14 protein-coding genes are annotated in these 17,357 nt (G+C 28.7%); 7 read left to right on the top strand and 7 right to left on the bottom strand.

Annotated elements, in window-relative coordinates:
* Nucleotides 1-8: 8 nt before the first annotated feature.
* The 7 genes from KW512_RS00835 to KW512_RS00805 form a co-directional block, all read right to left on the bottom strand.
* Nucleotides 9-2,324, bottom strand: coding sequence for an Mbov_0396 family ICE element transmembrane protein (locus KW512_RS00835; protein WP_258841630.1), 2,316 nt, complete (start codon nt 2,322-2,324; stop codon nt 9-11).
* Nucleotides 2,324-2,635 (bottom strand): Mbov_0395 family pilin-like conjugal transfer protein, encoded by a 312-nt coding sequence (locus KW512_RS00830; RefSeq protein ID WP_069098429.1) that lies wholly within the window; start codon nt 2,633-2,635, stop codon nt 2,324-2,326. Before KW512_RS00830 ends, KW512_RS00835 begins: the two co-directional genes overlap by 1 nt.
* On the bottom strand, nt 2,635-3,414 hold the full coding sequence (locus tag KW512_RS00825; RefSeq protein WP_258841628.1) for a DNA-processing protein DprA: 780 nt from the start codon (nt 3,412-3,414) through the stop codon (nt 2,635-2,637). Before KW512_RS00825 ends, KW512_RS00830 begins: the two co-directional genes overlap by 1 nt.
* Nucleotides 3,415-4,213: 799 nt before the next feature.
* Nucleotides 4,214-5,572, bottom strand: a complete 1,359-nt coding sequence (locus KW512_RS00820) for an APC family permease (RefSeq protein ID WP_420323733.1) — start codon at nt 5,570-5,572, stop codon at nt 4,214-4,216.
* Between the two features lie 82 nt (nt 5,573-5,654).
* Nucleotides 5,655-7,286 carry an LppA-related lipoprotein gene (locus KW512_RS00815; RefSeq protein WP_258841625.1) on the bottom strand — a complete coding sequence of 544 codons (1,632 nt, stop codon included), beginning with the start codon at nt 7,284-7,286 and terminating at the stop codon, nt 5,655-5,657.
* 66 nt (nt 7,287-7,352) lie between these two features.
* On the bottom strand, nt 7,353-7,784 hold the full coding sequence (gene msrB, locus KW512_RS00810; protein ID WP_255030643.1) for a peptide-methionine (R)-S-oxide reductase MsrB: 432 nt from the start codon (nt 7,782-7,784) through the stop codon (nt 7,353-7,355).
* A 544-nt stretch (nt 7,785-8,328) separates the two neighbouring features.
* Nucleotides 8,329-10,926 carry an MAG2960 family serine endopeptidase lipoprotein gene (locus KW512_RS00805; RefSeq protein ID WP_258841624.1) on the bottom strand — a complete coding sequence of 866 codons (2,598 nt, stop codon included), beginning with the start codon at nt 10,924-10,926 and terminating at the stop codon, nt 8,329-8,331.
* A gap of 322 nt (nt 10,927-11,248) precedes the next feature.
* Between KW512_RS00805 and recO the strand changes: the two genes are divergently transcribed.
* The 7 genes from recO to serS all read left to right on the top strand — a co-directional run bounded on the left by recO (nt 11,249) and on the right by serS (nt 17,333).
* Nucleotides 11,249-11,929, top strand: a complete 681-nt coding sequence (gene recO / locus KW512_RS00800) for a DNA repair protein RecO (RefSeq protein ID WP_069096495.1) — start codon at nt 11,249-11,251, stop codon at nt 11,927-11,929.
* Between the two features lie 28 nt (nt 11,930-11,957).
* Complete coding sequence (gene rsmD / locus KW512_RS00795) at nt 11,958-12,518, top strand: 16S rRNA (guanine(966)-N(2))-methyltransferase RsmD (protein ID WP_258841622.1); 561 nt, start codon at nt 11,958-11,960, stop codon at nt 12,516-12,518.
* Nucleotides 12,499-13,092, top strand: coding sequence for a guanylate kinase (gene gmk, locus KW512_RS00790; RefSeq protein WP_258841621.1), 594 nt, complete (start codon nt 12,499-12,501; stop codon nt 13,090-13,092). Before rsmD ends, gmk begins: the two co-directional genes overlap by 20 nt.
* Nucleotides 13,093-13,950, top strand: coding sequence for a ribosome small subunit-dependent GTPase A (gene rsgA, locus KW512_RS00785; RefSeq protein ID WP_258841620.1), 858 nt, complete (start codon nt 13,093-13,095; stop codon nt 13,948-13,950).
* Nucleotides 13,931-14,581: a ribulose-phosphate 3-epimerase gene (locus KW512_RS00780; RefSeq protein WP_258841619.1), complete on the top strand. Its 651-nt coding sequence runs from the start codon at nt 13,931-13,933 to the stop codon at nt 14,579-14,581. The genes rsgA and KW512_RS00780 overlap by 20 nt, the downstream gene beginning before the upstream one ends.
* 149 nt (nt 14,582-14,730) lie before the next feature.
* Nucleotides 14,731-16,080, top strand: a complete 1,350-nt coding sequence (gene eno, locus KW512_RS00775) for a phosphopyruvate hydratase (RefSeq protein ID WP_258841618.1) — start codon at nt 14,731-14,733, stop codon at nt 16,078-16,080.
* Between the two features lie 11 nt (nt 16,081-16,091).
* Complete coding sequence (gene serS / locus KW512_RS00770; RefSeq protein ID WP_258841617.1) at nt 16,092-17,333, top strand: serine--tRNA ligase; 1,242 nt, start codon at nt 16,092-16,094, stop codon at nt 17,331-17,333.
* The last annotated feature ends 24 nt before the right edge of the window (nt 17,334-17,357 follow it).

The following is a 17,357-nucleotide window of genomic DNA, read 5'->3' as shown; positions in this document are numbered from 1 at the left end:
TAATTGTTTTACTTATCTTTTTCTTGTTTTTCAGCGCTATTAGAGCTTGACTTATCTGATTGTTCCTCAATTTGTTGATCTTTTTTAGTCATATTTTCGCTTAATTCATCTTTAACTGGTTTTAAATTTTGCTTAGATTCAGCAGTTTTTAATTCAGAATTTAAAATTATTTCAGTATTATTTTGGGCTTGACTGTCAACATTAATTTCGGCTTTTTTGCTTCTAGTTCGTGTTTTTTTCGGCACTAAATTGTCAATTTTTTCATCATTTTGTTCAATTTGTGCACCAACTTTTTCAATGGTTTTTGCGTTTTCTTCATTAGCTATGGAAGATTTTTCAGCTGAAGTTGCAGAAGCGCCGCTACTTTTTTCACTAGTATTCACTTTTTTTGCCTTTTCTTTTGTGTCACTAGTTTTTTCATCTAATTTTGAATCAGATTTTTCAATTTTTACCTTTTTTTCTTTAGATTCACTTGCTTTTTCTGCTTTAGTTTCTTTCTTTTTTACTGCTTTTTTAACTTTTTTAGTCTCTTTTTCAGAGGTTGTATCTTTTGTTTTAGAAGATTTTCTTCGTGTTTTTTTAGTCTCTTCTTCGGGTCACTCACCTCAAAATCTAGCTCAAAAACCTTGTTTTTTTGTAGGTTTTTCTACTATTTCTGGATTTTCAGTTTGCTGTTTTTCATCAGATTTATTTTCAGAATCCTCTTTTTGATCTGAATTTGGCGCAATTTCAACATCATTTTTTTCAATTTTTGGCTGTTTTTCAGCACTAGATTCAGTTTTAGATTGACTTAATGAATCAGTTTGTTCTAGTTTATCTTCAGAAGTTGGGCTTTTCTCAGTCAATAATGAATCATTTTGATTTATTTTTGCTGCTTCCTCGATTTTATCTTGAGATGATAGGTTTTCTGCTGTTTTTTCAATACTTGAGCGCGTATTTTTTGGCTTTTTATCTAAATTTTGACTTGAATCGCCTCTTTTAAATTTTGAGAATAAATTATTAATTTTTTTGCTAAAAAAATTTTTTAATCCTGTTTGTTGCCCATTTAAAGCCCGATTAGCTCTGTAATTTCGTCACTTTTTAATCAAAGGTCTAGCTTGAGTCGCAGCAAAAGCAACTCCAGACGCGACTCCCACCAGATTCATCGCATTTCTTCAAGGACTTTGTTTTTGGCTTGGAAGAATCGAATTATCTATAATATCAAAAGGTTTTTTCTGATTCCATTTTGAAGGCAAACCTGTTAAATCAGTAGCATTTTTGTGATTATTTTGGTTTAATTTAAACATTGTCCCGGCGGCTCCAGCAAGAGCAACTCCTCCAACTTTTAAAGTAGAGGAGGCCAATCTTTGGTGGTGTTCAACAGCTCCGGCCTGTCCATAATTAGCCGCAATTTGGCGAGTAAAAGTAGAAATTGCCAGCCCGCCCCCAATTATAAAAGATATTTTTAGCAAAAAACGGAAGATAAATATCCCTTTTGCTCCTTCAAAATCAATGGAATCTGCAATTTTATAGGTTGAAGCTACTCAAATTAAGAACAAATTAAAACTGACTTGGTAAATAATAATTACTGCAAATTGCCCAAAAAATGTTCTTGTTCAAGTTTTTAGTTTTCGTCCATCGTCCCAAATGCTACTTACTGCTCAAAGTGGCATGGTTATAAAATTCATAAAAAGTTGCGCTGATGCCGTGAATAGCGAAATAAAACTAATTCCTAAAATATAGGCAACAACAATTGAAGATGCCGAAAGTGTTATAATTAAAATTATTCCCTCACCAGATTCCATAGTAGTAAAAGTTGAATAAGATGGAACACTAAAATCTTGACTAATTGTTTGAATTTCACTGTCAGGAATTTTGTTTGATGCCGATTTTAACATTAATTCAATTAAATTTTGGTCGCCACTAATATAATTATTTATTATTGTCAAGGTTGACTGAATAGCAATTAGTAAAGCAAAAAAAATAACCGGAAAAGTAAAAATAAAAATAAAAGAGCCAACACTAACTTTTGACATTGCTGCAATTTCTGTATCTGCAGAATTACGACGAATAATTAAAAATTTGACATATCGTAAAATAAGAACAATAAAGCCCATTGAAATCGAGGCAATTGCAAAAATTCAAAAACCGATTGGAAGACTTTCGAACGAAAAAGTTTGTCTATTAAAAATTGCATGGACAATAATGTTTATGCCAATTTTTTCGAAAATATAATTAAAAAAGGCAATAACTGAAAAAGGTAAATAAACAAGTAAATACCATCCCAAAGTAAAAAATGGGTAAGTAATAATATTGATTAAACCACTAAAAAGTCAACCAAACATTACCCTTTAGCTCCGCCAGTTGCAGCTGAACTTGCAACAGAGATTATTACTGTTGATAATCCAAGGGCAACTAGAATGATTACAAATCCAATTGAAGACCAAATTAGTGCTTTTTTTCACTTATCCCGCTTTTCAACATCGTGGGTAATTGCAAGCATTGTTGCAAAAAAAACAATTGCAGCAACTAAAATCCCACCAACAACGGGCATTCCTATTTGAGTCAGATATTTTATTCAATTTTGCAACGTAGTTGCAAGAGTCGATAACTCGCCTCCAACTTTGGTGTCTTGAAATAAACTTAAAAAATACATTATTTTTCACCCATTCCTATTTTGTAATGCACATCTTTGATTTCGGTTATCCAATTTGCTCCTTGATAAATTAAGTCAAAATTACCTTTAAAATCAATTAGATTTTCATAATCATCATCATAAAAGCAATAAATTTCCTTACCAAGATCGAGAAAATAATTAACTAGATTTTGTGATCCACCTTTTTGCCGAAGTGAATAAACCACTAAAAAATTACTAAGGGCAGCAACTAATCGATTCCGTTGGATTAGTCGTTTTTTATTAATGTTAACCCCCTTAGGGTATTCAGAAATTATCAATAATTTATCGTAATCTTTAAAATTATCAAACATTCAAGGATTTTCAACACCATTTACTGAAACGCCAATAATTGGTATTTCATGTAAACGGAAAAATTCCATTACTTTTTGTTCTACTCCTTTATATCCATTTGTTACTAAAACGTGTCTTTTTATTATTTGATCAAGTGAACGATTAAAAAAATTTTGAATTTGGGGGATGTAATTTTCACCAATTAGTGAAGCTTTTGGTTGCAAGTCGCTTAAAACTTCAATATTGCCACTATAAAATATCACATATGGTGGGTTTTTAAGAATCCGTAAGGATTCAGGGTAATTTTTATCTGTAATTGTAATTGCCCTAACCTCCCCTGAGTTAATTAATTGTTCAATTTCTTCTATTTGGTCATCTGTTACCTCTTCATTTTGTTGAATTGCCTTTTGGATTGAGTAATAATTTCCTTTATATTTGATTGCATAATGGATTAATTTTTTATTCATACGTCCTCCTTCTGCTCTAAATTAAGAAAAAAGCCCATGAAAACGTTAAAAAAAACTTTTTAGCTAAAAAGTCTTTTTATTGTCCTTTTTTAGTTAATAAGCCTAAATCCGGCTTAATTTATTGTCTTTATTTTTTTTCCTGAGTTTGGCAGTTTAATGGCAAAAATTCACTTTTTAGTGAATACAAATACGAAAAAATATCGGTAAATCCGTGTTTTTACCTAAAATCTTAATTTTTATTATTTTGAAATTAACCTTTTGCAAAAAAAAGAAAAAAATGCTTGGTCTAAGAAAAAATTATGTTATAATAGCCACCACTAAGAATAATTAATAAATTTGATATTGAATTAAGGGGGAATTAATTATGTTTTTTGCAATGAAAAAATCAGAAAATGCGAATTTTCCGTTATGTTTTTAGACATGATGGGATGCCTTAAATTTAACCGTTTAGAAATCTTTATAAATTTAGGGCTTTTAATTATTGTTCTTTCAAAACTTCACATATTTTTTTAGGCTCAATGTAAATAAAAACGAGTTTTCTATTTGCATTTAGTTTAAATAGTAGTTGTATTTTTTATAGTTTTTGCCAGTGTTTTTAAACTAAAAAAGCAGTGTTTAAAAATTTCATAATTTTGCATTTTAAGTCAAAATTTTAGCTTTTTTAGCCAGTAAACTTAAATCCAACTGAATTTATTGTCTGTATTTTTCTCGAAAATTTTCAGAATTTATACAAGCTAAAACATAAAAAAAGCTATGAATTCATAGCTTTTTTTATGTTTTGATGGTCTTTAAACCAATATTAACTAACTACTTTTCTCAATTTTCTCTTTTTTAGTCAAGAATTTAAAAATTTAACGATATACCCAATTAACATTGCAGCAACGTAACTTATTAAAGGTATAAACTGCTCAAAAACTACTTCTTCAGAACTAATAAATGGTAATTGTGAAACAATAAGGGTAAATAAAATAACAACCATACCTAAAATGTAAATTACAATTTCTCAAATTGGTATTTGTTCGCTTTTTCGTCATTTTCAAATTAAAACTGTAAAAAGTGTGAGAAAATACTGAATTAAAAAGGAGATATTTCCTGCCTTTAAAATTGTACCAAAGGTGTCTGTAACACCGGCAATTCTAGGGATAATTGTAAAAATTATACTTGAACTAATTGCCAACGAAACTGAAAGATAAATAGCATATTGGTATTCGTTGTGCTTATTTTTTTTGGCAAAAACTGATGGTAAAAAACCGTCTTCAGCAAGTGGGGCAATATATCTTGCATAAGGTTGGACTGATCCCATTGTCGCTGACATTCGATTAAAGAATAATCCGATTGTAAAAAGTGATACTCCTGATGCACCTCAAAGAGTTTCGTAGACTTTTTCAAGTCCAAAGTTTGAAAGATATTCTTTACCAAGTCCTAAAAAAATTATATAAAATAAAAAATAGGCAGAAATTACTATAAGAAAAATTAGAATTATTACTTTTTTAAACCGTTTTGTTTCGACACTTTGTGAAATTGTTGCTAATGATTCAAAACCACCATAGGAATAAATAAATGATAAAATTGTTCCAGCGAATAATGTAACACTAAAAGGTTCAATTTCGCTAAAACTATGTCCATATGTATTTGATTGAATAATTAAATAAATAATTAAACCAAAACCAATAAGAAGTGTTGCCCATTTAAAAATAGCAGTAAAAAAAATTATTTGTTTTGAGAGCTTAAACCCAAAGCTACCGGCAAGAATTAAAATTATATAAGCTACTAATGAAATAGCAACATAAACTCATTGGCGATCAGGATCAAATTGTGTTAGTAAAGTTGAAAAAAATAGCGGACTTGTTGCCGAAAAAAGCATAATTCGGGCAACTTGATTTCAACCTGTGAAAAAAACAAGTCCTTTTTTAAAGGTTTTTTTAGCATATGCATATGAACCACCAACTTCATTTTGGTATTTCTGCCCAGCTCGAGCAAAAGCAAAAATAACCGCTAAAGTAATTAAAGATGTTAGAATAAAAACAAAAACACCCCAAATTCCTTGATTAATTACTCTCGAAATAGTGGCGATGAAGCCAAATCCTACAATATAATTTAGCCCGTAAAAAATAAATTGTCGTTCTGTAAGTGAGTTTTTTGATTTCGTTTTCATTATTTTGGCCTTTAATTTTCAAAAATTGTATTAAATTGTACCATTAGAAAAAATAATTAATTAAAAAAATTTACTTGAAATTTTTTTAATTAATTTCAAGTACACCGCTAATTTTGTGAGTTTTTTCATTACCTAGCAAAAATTCACCATTAGGGGTCAAAATTTGATTGTTATTTAGTAAAACTGTTTTTAAATTTAAGGTTCAAGTAATTTTTTTACCATTTCTTTCCAAAGTCAAATCATTTATTAATTGAGTGGTAATTAAATTTGCAAGCTGAATTTGCGGGAAAAACAATCATTTATTATGTTTAACTTCAGATAATTTAATCCACTTATTATTAATTTCAGCATTAACTCTTATATATAAGTGCTCGAGTAAAAGTTTTAAAAATGCATGTTTATTAAAGTCGGATTTTAAATCTTTTTCTAATAAAGTTTTTTTGATAGCGTTTTTTAAAACATCAATTTCTAAAGTATTTTTTGATAATTCAAATTGGTAAATATTGTCTGAATTTTTAGCTAAACCTGAAAATTCAAGACTTTTATTATTCGGCAAAAACGTTTTTATCTCAGTATCTTTGTCTATTTTTCAAATTTGTAAATTAAGTTTTAATTTTCCATTTTCATCATCAGGTTGAGCGCTAACAACATCAAATCCATATTTTTCTTTTTCATCATCGGTAATTTCAGGGCTAAATTCGGCAAAAGTATCTTTAAGCCCAACTCCAAAATTCCGATTATTTAAAACATGACCAATTTGATTAAAAAATGGGTTGGATATAACATCGTTGTTTGAGTTTAGCAAGGAAAAAGCTAAAAATGAAGGAAAAATGTTTTTAAAATCATCAGGTAATTTCTTGCCTATTAAATTTATTTGCGATGTTTGTTCTTGTTCATAAAAAAGACTGACTGTTTTCGAGGATTTAATCGAGGAATTATCTTTGCGAAACAAAACTAAAAGCACGTTATTTATAGGTTTTTTTTGGTTTGATGTGCCTGTGGAAACAGCACTGGAAAAATCTAATTTAATATCATATGTATCGTTCAAATCTTGGATTGGGTCAACAAAATTTACATAAGAAAAATCTTTCTTATTAGTTTTACCACTGTGAATTATTGTTAGGGGGTTTGAACTTTGCATGTTTTTTGTAATTTGGAATGAATTAGCTAATGTTGAAAGGTAACCTTTTAATTGAGTTAATTGGACATCAGTTTCTTTTTCCTGCTTTTTTGGCTCAAAAGGCTGAGCAATTATTTTTTCTTCATCACTTGGTTTTTGTGGTGTAAAAGATGGAGTTTTTGGCTGTTCTGGATCTTTTTTATCATCTATTTTTTTAATTATACCCGATTTTTCTTTACCTTCATCAGGTTTTTTTATAATGGTGGGTGGCAAATCAGGTTTTTGACTAATCACTGAACTCTTATTTTTTTCGTGATTTTCATCCTTATCAATTTGGTGGTCTTTTTTAATTTCAGTAGTTGATGGATTTTGATCTGGATTTGACGGTTGAGATGGTTGAGACGGATTTGACGGTTGAGATGGATTTGATGGTTGAGTTGGTGGTTCAATTTTTGGCGAATCATCAATATTTTTATTTATTTTACCAGGAGGATTTTTTATTTCAGGTACATTGGACTTAACTGAACAACTTGATAAAAATAAAAAAATTACTGAAAAAAATAAAAAGCTTATTTTTGATTTTCTTAGTAATTTCATGATTTAAAATTTTACAATATTATTATTAAAAATAATACTTTTTCTTATTTTTGTTTTAAATAAAATTTAGTCAAAGTATTTTAAAAGGTGTTCTAGATTATTGCTTTTTAATTCATTTTTAGGAATAAATTTAAGGGCAGCCGAATTAATGCAATAACGTCTTCCTCCCTGATCTTTAGGTCCATCATTAAAAACGTGACCTAAATGGGAATCAGCATTTTTTGAGCGAACCTCAACTCTAGTCATTGAGTGGCTAAAATCAAGAACTTCAACAATCGAGTCCTCGTTTAAAGGTTTTCAAAAAGATGGTCAACCAGATCCTGAATTATACTTAGTTGAAGATAAAAAAAGTGGAGTTCCGTCGATAATATCAACATAAACACCTTCTTCGTAATTATCGTTATAAAGATTATCAAAAGGTGGTTCTGTAAAATTTTCTTGGGTAACTTTGTATTGTAATTCGTTCAAATGATCAAGTTTTTTCTTGTTGTTTTCCATGTTTTCTCCAAAATAAAGTTTAATTTACAAATTATACCATTTTTAAAATTATTTTTTAAAAATCTATTTAAAATATAAAAAATTAGTACTTTTTATTAAAATTTTAAAAAAAGCGTTATTTTAAGCCAATGTGCAAAAATGCAAAGACTTTGATCAACAAAACAATTTTATTACAATACTAAAAATTTATGTAAAAAATTGATCAAATCATCTAGCCTCATTTAAGGTCAAAAATAACCAATTTTAAAAGTAACTATCAAATTTTGCTAAGAAATGTTGTAAAAAAATTTGGATTTATAGCTTTATTATATTAATAAAATCAATATGTCAACTTTTATTTGGTTCAGAATGACCAAATTTATAGTAAAAACTTAGACTTTTACTAACTAAAAAGTCTAAGGATTTTACATTTTTTAATAGTTTTTGCTCAAAATACTAGGCTAAATTTGACCCAACAGCCCGTAAATTTTGCCAAAAATTTAAAGTAAAATATCTAAACAAACCACCAAAAACTATAAAACCAAAAAATTAGCTAAGATAATTTTTATGATTTTGGATTAATCTTGACTGTATATAAGCCGTCTTTTTGTAATTTTTTCTTAAAATCCTCGCGAATATTGCCATTAAATCCATCAAGATAAGTAGACTGACCCTCCATTAATGAAATTGCATTTGAAAAAGTGTTGCTTTCTGAGTCAGTTGAATAGGAATAATTTATACCAATTAAATTAAAACTTGAATCAATAGCCATCGATCCTGAAGATCCAGGGCCAAGAGCGTCTAATTTATTTTTAGAATTTACTTTTGTGTACAAATTTGAATGCTGATTTAAAACCATTTTTAGCATTCCGTGTTTTAAATTGTCAAGAAATGGCTTTTGGTAATTTTTTCACTTTTCGTGTTTAGAATTTCAGTCTTTATTTTCAGCATCATTATAAGGGGTTCAAAGTCCATGAAAAAGACTATCATTAATTACACGTGATCGGGTGTTGATTATTCCGCCTGTTGATTTATTAGATTTAAAATTTACACCTTTATCTCAATCACCATTTTCATTGTCTTTAGTAGCAACTGGATATCCGCCATAAAATTGTGTTTTTATTGGACTAAATTTTTCATTGCGACCTAGGCCAATATGCCACTCTTTTTCAATACCAGAATCAATCGCTTTTTTTAATTCAGGTAAAATATGTCCTAAATCAGTTTTTTTAATTTTCAGTCTTAGAATAACAAAGTCTGAACCGCCATTTTTGGTTGTTCCAACTCGAGTGGACTCATTATAATTATCTAAATATTTATAGCCAACATCGACATCATGACCCATTATTCCGTCAACTTTGTACCGCGGAGTGTAATATGGAGCGCTTAAATAACTATCATAGGCATCAAAAACAGGGTATTCTTTAATTTTTGGGTATGTATTTTCATATTTATTGTCAGAAATTAAATTACTTGAACGGGCTGCGGTAAAAAAAGGCCTTGATTTATCAGCATTTTTTATATCTTGCTCAGAAATGAATTTATAGCTTTGGTCAACAAAGCCAGCATTTCATTTTTTTGATTTTTCGCTTTGATTATTTACATCAAAAAAATACATGCTCTTGTCAAAAATTTGTGCCATATTCCAAACATGGATGTTTGTTCCAACTAAAAGTTCATAACTATCAGAATTAGTATCATTATTTGTTATTCTATCTAAAACTCAAGCAGTACCGTATTCTTTAAAAGCATGAGTACCATAATCATTTCAAATATAAGGATTTTGAAAATATTTATATCCGTAAACTCCAAGACTAAATGAGCGATCATAAATGAACTTTTCATAGTCAACATCTTTTTTTAAATCAGCATTAGTTGAACTTGATTTTCAAATTTGTTTTTTGCCATCAGCACTTTCAAACAAAATGCTAATTTCGCCTTTTTTGTCATCAAAATTAGCACTAACTTTTTTTAAATTAGGAATTTTAAAAATTTTGCCAATTTCTTCGATTTTCATGTAATAAAATAACTGACTTAAATTAGATGGCAAAAAACCAAAAGGATTTTTCTTTACAATTTCTGTCAGATTTTCAGAATTACTTGAAGCCCCAGAAGATTGAGTCTCAGAAAACTTTGGAAGATATACTTGTTCAGCCATTCCATTATAGGAAATACCACGATTATAAAACATCAATTTTTCATCATTGTTTTTACCAAAATCGCCGTAATGACCGACATTTTTTGCTAATTCTCAAAATCTTTTATTTCTATTTGGATCATTTGGATCAAGAAAATTAATTGGCTGATTATTATCACCATTGTACAAAAAAGTGTATAAATTATGCACTCCAGTTTGATATTTTGGTGTATTTTGAATAATTTGCATCACTGAATGTTTTAATAAAAAATCTTGGTCAAAATAATGATCATCTTTAAAATATTCAGGATTTTGTGATTTGTTGTAAATTCTATTTGTATATTTTAACTTTGGAGTTGTTTCAAAAAGTGGGTTATAAGCTTTTGTATTGTAATTTACACTTTGAAATTGGTTTGAGTTTATTCTATTAATAGGGGAATTATTAATTGGAACATCACTGATTTTTGGACTAGTATTATTTATAATTTGTGATTTTGGTTTTTCTTGAGGTCTAATAATTCTTGTAATTTCAGGTTTACTAGAGCTAGGTGGTTTTAAAATTTTTTGTCTTTTAATATTAGACAAATTAGGTTGAGAACTAGGGTTTTTTTCAACTTTTTTTGGCTCTTCTTCTTCAACTGGTTTTTGAACTTTATCTAAATTTTGTTCCTGTATTTTGTCTTTTACTTTTAAAAACGAAGTAAAAACAAACTCTTTTGGTATTGAAAGCTGCTTTTTAGTATCAACGAGCAAAACACTAACTGTTAACAAATTTTGTTCAAAATTTTTATTTAAATTCAATTTTTCCAAACTGTATTTTTTGCTGTCATATTCAAAGTTAATGTTTTTCCAATCGACATCATCAAGACTGGTTTGTTGTTGGTTTTCAATTTTTGCATGAACTTTCGGACTAATTTGTTCTTTAGAACCCAATTTATCGCTATTTACATTGCATGCTGAAAATAAAATTATGGATAAAGACCCTAAAAACAAATTAGAAAAAATAAGTTTACTAAGTTTTTTCATAAACCAAACCATTTCGTTTTTTAAAAACTTAAATTCAAATCTTAAACATTTTTATTAAGTTTTGGTGATTAAATTATAGCATAAAAAAGACTAAATTTTAAGCAAAACCATTTATCTGATTCCCAATTTTGAAGCATAATTAAAAAAAATTAATAAAAAAAATGACAAATCAATCAAAAAAAATTAATTTGTGGTATAATTATATTTTATAACTAAAATATTTTAGAAATTACTTTTTGCTTAAAAATAAATTTCATTTTAATAGAATTAACTAATTTTAGATCTTTAAACCTAAATACTATAAATAAGTTTTAATGAAAAAATGGCTGAAAAAATCATTAAAGGGATAGTTGTCGAAAGATTTGACTTTAGGGATTTTGATTTAATAGTTAAATTAGTAACAAATTTTGGCATTCTTAAGATGGTTGCTCTCGGTGTACGTCGCCCAACTAGCAAAAATATTTATATATTAAATCCCGGCTGCCTTGGTGAGTTTGAAATTTTTTTGGCCAAAAATCCTAATAAATTATCCAAACTAAAAAAGGGTGAATGCCTTGTTCGTCTAGATTTAACTAACGAAAATATTTATAAGTTTTGAAAAATAATTTATCAACTTAGTTATGAAAATAATTATGATTCTAAAATTTTCGATATTTTTCAAAGTGCCTTTTCCAAAATAAACGACAAAAATGTAAATGCAATAATAGTATATGTAATTATCAACTGAATTAAAATTAACGGTTGAATTGGCAATTTAACTAGTTGTAAAGTTTGCAAAACGAATAAAAGGCTTGTAAATTTTGATTTTTATGGCGGAATGGAATGTATCTATCACCGCACTTTAAAACCTTTTTTTAGATTTAATGTTAAGGAATTGGAAATTTTGTATTGAGCCAATTTTTCACTTGATGAGTATTTAGAAAAAATTAATTTTGACCATGTTTATTCTATTTTTGAAATTTTAAAGATGTTTTTAAGAAAAAATTCATATATTATTTTTTAAATTTTTTGGTATAATCTTATAAATATTTATGATTAGAATAATTTCTGGTAATTATAGGCGTGCTGTAATAAAAAATCCTGAATTTTCAGTAGTTAGACCAATGTCTGATCGTTGTCGTGAGTCGATTTTTTCACAGTTGCAATTTGAAATTCCAAATTCAAAAGTTTTAGATCTGTTTGCTGGAACAGGTGCAATAGGTCTTGAAGCGGCTTCTCGTGGTGCAAAAAAAGTTGTAGCTTCTGAATTAAATCAGCAGGCATACAAAAATATTGTTGATTTTTGCAAAAAATATAACGTAGAAAAATACGAAATATTTAATAAAAACGCAATATTTTTGCTTAACGATCTTATTGGGCAAAAGTTTGATTTTATTTTTTTGGATCCACCTCATGCTGAAGAAGAAATTACCAAAAAATGTTTTTTAAAAATTGCAAGAAATAATTTATTAGAAGAATCTGGAATTATAATTTACAAAACTAATTTAGGTTCTAAATTAATTCCCAATTTTTTTTCAATTGAAAAAACAAAAAAATACGCTAAAAATACTGTTTTTTTCCTAAGATTTAATAATGAAGCAAAAGATGAATAAACTAATTGTAATTTCCGGTCCTTCAGGTGTTGGCAAAGGGACAATTGAGTCAATTTTATTAAAAAATAACAAATTGCCTATAAAACTTGCAATTTCGGCAACAACCAGGCCAAAACGCGTTAATGAAATTGACGGAGTGAGTTATTTTTTTTTAGACCACGCAACTTTTAAAGAAAAAATCAAAAATAACGAATTTATTGAGTGAAGTTGTCATCTTGATAATTACTATGGAACTCTAGAGTCACAAATTCAATATATTCAAGATCAAAATTTTATTCCGTTATTAGAAATTGACACAAATGGTGCTAAAAATATTATTGAAAACTATAAGAAAAATAACCAATTAGATAAAATTTTAACTATTTTTATTTTACCTCCCTCGCTTGAAGTTCTGAAAAATAGAATTGAAAATAGACTCACAGAGACATCAAGCCAAATCGATCTTCGACTTAAAAAGGCTGAATCTGAAATTAAAATTAAGGATTTATTCAAGTTTCAAGTTGTAAATGACAATTTGAAACAATGTGTCGATGAAATTGAAAAAATTATAACAACAGAAATAAAAGAGCTGTAGATGAAGGGACAAATTGTTAGAGTTATAGCGGGTTTTTATGATGTTTTTGAACCATCAACCCAAAAACTCTATCCACTTTTGAGAGGATCTGGATCACTTAGACAAAAACAAATATCTCCTTTAGTTGGAGATTTTGTTGAGTTTGATCCTAGTGGATTTATTAAAGAAATTTTTCCAAGAAAAAACTGACTAAAACGTCCAAAAGTTGCTAATATAGACCAGGCGCTTATTTTTGTTTCCCTCAAGGAACCTAATTTTTCGCCTTTATTGCTTGACACTTTTTTGTTAATGATTGAATTTAAAAATATTAGTCCAATTTTGATAGTTACCAAAGTTGATCTTGAACCAAATTATGAAAATTTGTTGCTTGATTATCAAAAAATGGGATATTCTATTTTTTTTATTAATAATAATGAAAAAAAAATTCCTAGCGATTTGCAAGAAAAAATTAAAAATAAACTTAATTTTGTTATCGGACAAAGCGGAGTTGGAAAAACAAGTTTTATTAATAATTTGTTTGGCACACAATTCCAGGTTCAGCAAATTTCTTTTTCATTAAATCGCGGAAAACACACCACGCGTGTGGTTCAAATTATAAGAAATGGAGACTTTCAGATAGTAGATACGCCTGGATTTTCTAGTTTTAATTATGATGAAATTCCCAAAGATCAAATTAAAAGTTCATTTGAAATTTTTCGCCAGTTTTTGCCTAAATGCAAATTTAGAACATGCTTTCATTTTCATGAGCCAATAGAAAACTGTGCAGTAAAAAATGCTGTAAAACACGGCATAATTTCAGAAACTAGGTATAAAAATTATCTCTATCTTTTAGAAAAATATGAAAAAAAAGATTATTAGTCCCTCACTTTTGAATGTTAGTAAAAATAACCGTCTAAAATTAGTTAGAACTTTTTTGAATCTTGGAATAAAATGATTTCATTTTGATTTTATGGACGGTAAATTTGTTGAAAATACAGCAATTTCGCTTTCAGAAATTAAAAAAATTGTCACTAAATCAAAAAAGTTTATTTGTGATGCTCATTTAATGTCAAGTGATCCTGAAAGTCAAATTGAAGAACTAATTGGCTATGTTGATTTTGTGACAATTCACTTTGAAAGTAAAAATTATGACGAAATTCATAGGATAATTTTAAAATATTCTGAAAAAATTAAAATAGGACTTGCAATAAAACCTTCGACAAAAATTGAAGAAATTTTAGACTTATTACCCAAAATAGATCTGATTTTGGTAATGTCAGTTGAACCTGGAAAAGGCGGGCAGGATTTTATCCAAGAAACATACCAAAAAATTAGCAACTTATCCAAAATAATTCGTGAGTCAAATTACAACATTTTAATTCAAGTTGACGGTGGAATTAAAGATTACAATGCAAAAAAAGTCTTTGAATCAGGAGCTGATGTAATTGTTGTAGGCACTTTTTTGGCCCAAAAACCAAATAAAACAAAAATCCAAAAGTTATTAAATTAACACTAAAATAACAAGTAAAAATTACTATTTAAGCATTTGTTAAATTCATAGTTTGTGATATAATTTTTAGCATGTTATTATTTTTGATTTTACTTAGCAAATAATACATTCAATAAATTTAAACTATAAATACAAATTCGAGGTGTTTTATGTCAAAAATTACAAGAATTTTTGCAAGAGAAATTCTTGATTCACGGGGAAATCCAACAATTCAAGTTGAGGTTCACACCCAAGCGGGCGGTTTTGGGTCTGCAATTGTTCCATCAGGAGCTTCAACTGGATCAAGAGAAGCGCTTGAATTGCGTGATTCAAATACAGAATATGCTTATAATTGATTCGGTCAAAAAGGTGTAATGACCGCAGTTAATAATGTAAATAATATTATTGGTCCTGAAATTATTGGTCTTTGTGTTAAAAATCAAAGACTTATTGATCAAAAAATGATCGATTTAGACGGAACTCCAAACAAAGAAAGACTTGGTGCAAATGCTATTTTAGGTGTTTCTTTAGCAGTTGCAAAAGCAGCCGCAAGTGAGTTGAGACTTCCGCTTTTTCGTTATTTAGGTGGTCCAAACCCAACTTTAATGCCAGTTCCAATGCTTAATGTGATAAATGGAGGTGAGCATGCTTCAAATACACTTGATTTTCAAGAGTTTATGATTATGCCACTCGGTTTTTCAACATTTAGAAAAGCTTTGCAAGCATCAAATAAAGTATTTCACACTTTAGCAAAACTTCTTAAAAAATCAGGATTTGGAACCCAAGTTGGTGATGAAGGTGGATTTGCTCCTAATTTAACTTCTCACGAGCATGCGCTTGATTTTTTAGTTGAAGCAATCAAGGAAGCGGGATTTAATCCGGCTGTTGATGGTGAAAATGCCATTGCAATTTCAATCGATGCTGCCGCTAGTGAATTTTATGATGGCCAAAAATATGTCTTTAAAAAATTAAAAGCAGCTTCTGGTGATCAAGAAAGTCACCAAAAATATGAATTTACATCAGAAGAATTGCTTGATTATTACGGACAACTTTTTGAAAAATATCCAATCATTTCAGTCGAAGACGGCTTTGCTGAATCAGACTGAGACGGATTTATTGCTTTTACCAAAAGATTTGGACAAACACACCAAATTGTTGGTGACGATTTAACTGTTACAAATGTACAAATTTTAAAAGAAGCTATCAAAACAAAGGCAATTAATTCCATTTTAATTAAATTAAATCAAATTGGAACTTTAACTGAAACACTTGATGCAATTCAACTTGCACAAAAATCAGGATTGACCGCTGTTATTTCACACCGTTCTGGTGAATCTGAAGATACTACAATTTCTGATCTTGCAATCGCAGTTTCATCTGGTCAAATCAAAACAGGATCACTTTCAAGAACTGACCGAATTGCCAAATATAATCGACTTCTAGTAATTGAAGAGTTTTTAGACACATATTCAAAAAGCGAATATACTGGAAGAGATGTTTTTTACAATCTAAAAAAATAATTTATTAAAATATGGATATTCGTTTAATTTTAAACAACAAATCTTTTGTTGAAAAAAAATTATCAGACCGTGGTTTTGATATTTCTATAATTGCGGACTTGTATGAAAAAGCCCAAAAACGTAACTTTTTGCGTCAGGAAATTGATGAATTATTAGCACAAAAAAATAAAACTAGCAAACAAATTGGACTTTATGTCCGTGAAAATAAAGACTCTGAAGATTTGAAAAACCAAGTAACTCAACTTAAAGATAAACTTGCAAATTTAGAAACAGAGTGACAAAAACTTGATGACTGAGTTAGTCAAAAAATTCTTGAAGTGCCAAATCTTCCTGATGATTCAGTTCCTTTTGGAAATTCTGAACTTGATAATCAAGTTATTTATCACTGAGGTCAACCAAAAAAAGTCGATCCTAAAATCAAGCCTCACTATGAATTTGGTAAATCTAAAGACATTTTAGATTTTAAACGAGCTGTAAAAATTTCAGGAAATCGCTTTGTAATTTATAAAAAATTAGCGGCTAAATTAGTTCGGGCTTTGATAAATTTTATGATTGATACTCATGTAAATTCAGGTTATGAGGAAATTGTTCCAAACACTTTAGTTCTTGAAAATTCGCTATATGGAACAGGGCAACTTCCGAAATTTTCAGAAGATTTGTATTCTTTAAAAAATTCTGATCTTTGACTAATTCCGACAGCCGAAGTTCCTTTAACAAATTATTATCAAGACGAAATTATTGACTTAGAAAAACCAATTTCGCTTGTTGGTTATAGCAAGTGTTATCGATCTGAGGCTGGGAGTGGTGGCAAAGACACAAGAGGTTTGATCCGACTTCACGAATTTCATAAAGTTGAACTTGTTAAAATAACAAATGAAGTTGATGGAATGAAAGAGTTTGACAATGTTGTTCAAGATGCTGCTAAAATTTTGAAATTACTAAACATTCCTTATCGTGCTGTGCTTTTGTGTACTGGTGATCTTGGTTTTTCAAGTAAAAAAACTATTGATTTAGAAGCATGACTTCCATCAGAACAGACATACCGTGAAGTTTCATCAATTAGTTATTGTGGAGATTTTCAAGCTAGAAGAGCAAAAATTCGTTATCGTGATGAAAAAAATAACGTTTATGCACACACAATTAATGGATCTGGCCTTGCAATTGATAGAATTGTCGCGATTTTACTCGAACAAAATCAAAACCCTGATGGTAGTTGAACAATACCAGAAGTTTTAAAACCTTATTTTAATTAAATTTTATATATAAATTTTTAATGA

Origin of the sequence: Mesomycoplasma ovipneumoniae, assembly GCF_024758565.1 — a bacterium.
In the GTDB taxonomy this organism is placed as follows: Bacteria; Bacillota_I; Bacilli_A; order Mycoplasmatales; family Metamycoplasmataceae; genus Mesomycoplasma; species Mesomycoplasma ovipneumoniae_B.
This window is presented reverse-complemented; position numbering and strand designations above follow the sequence as displayed.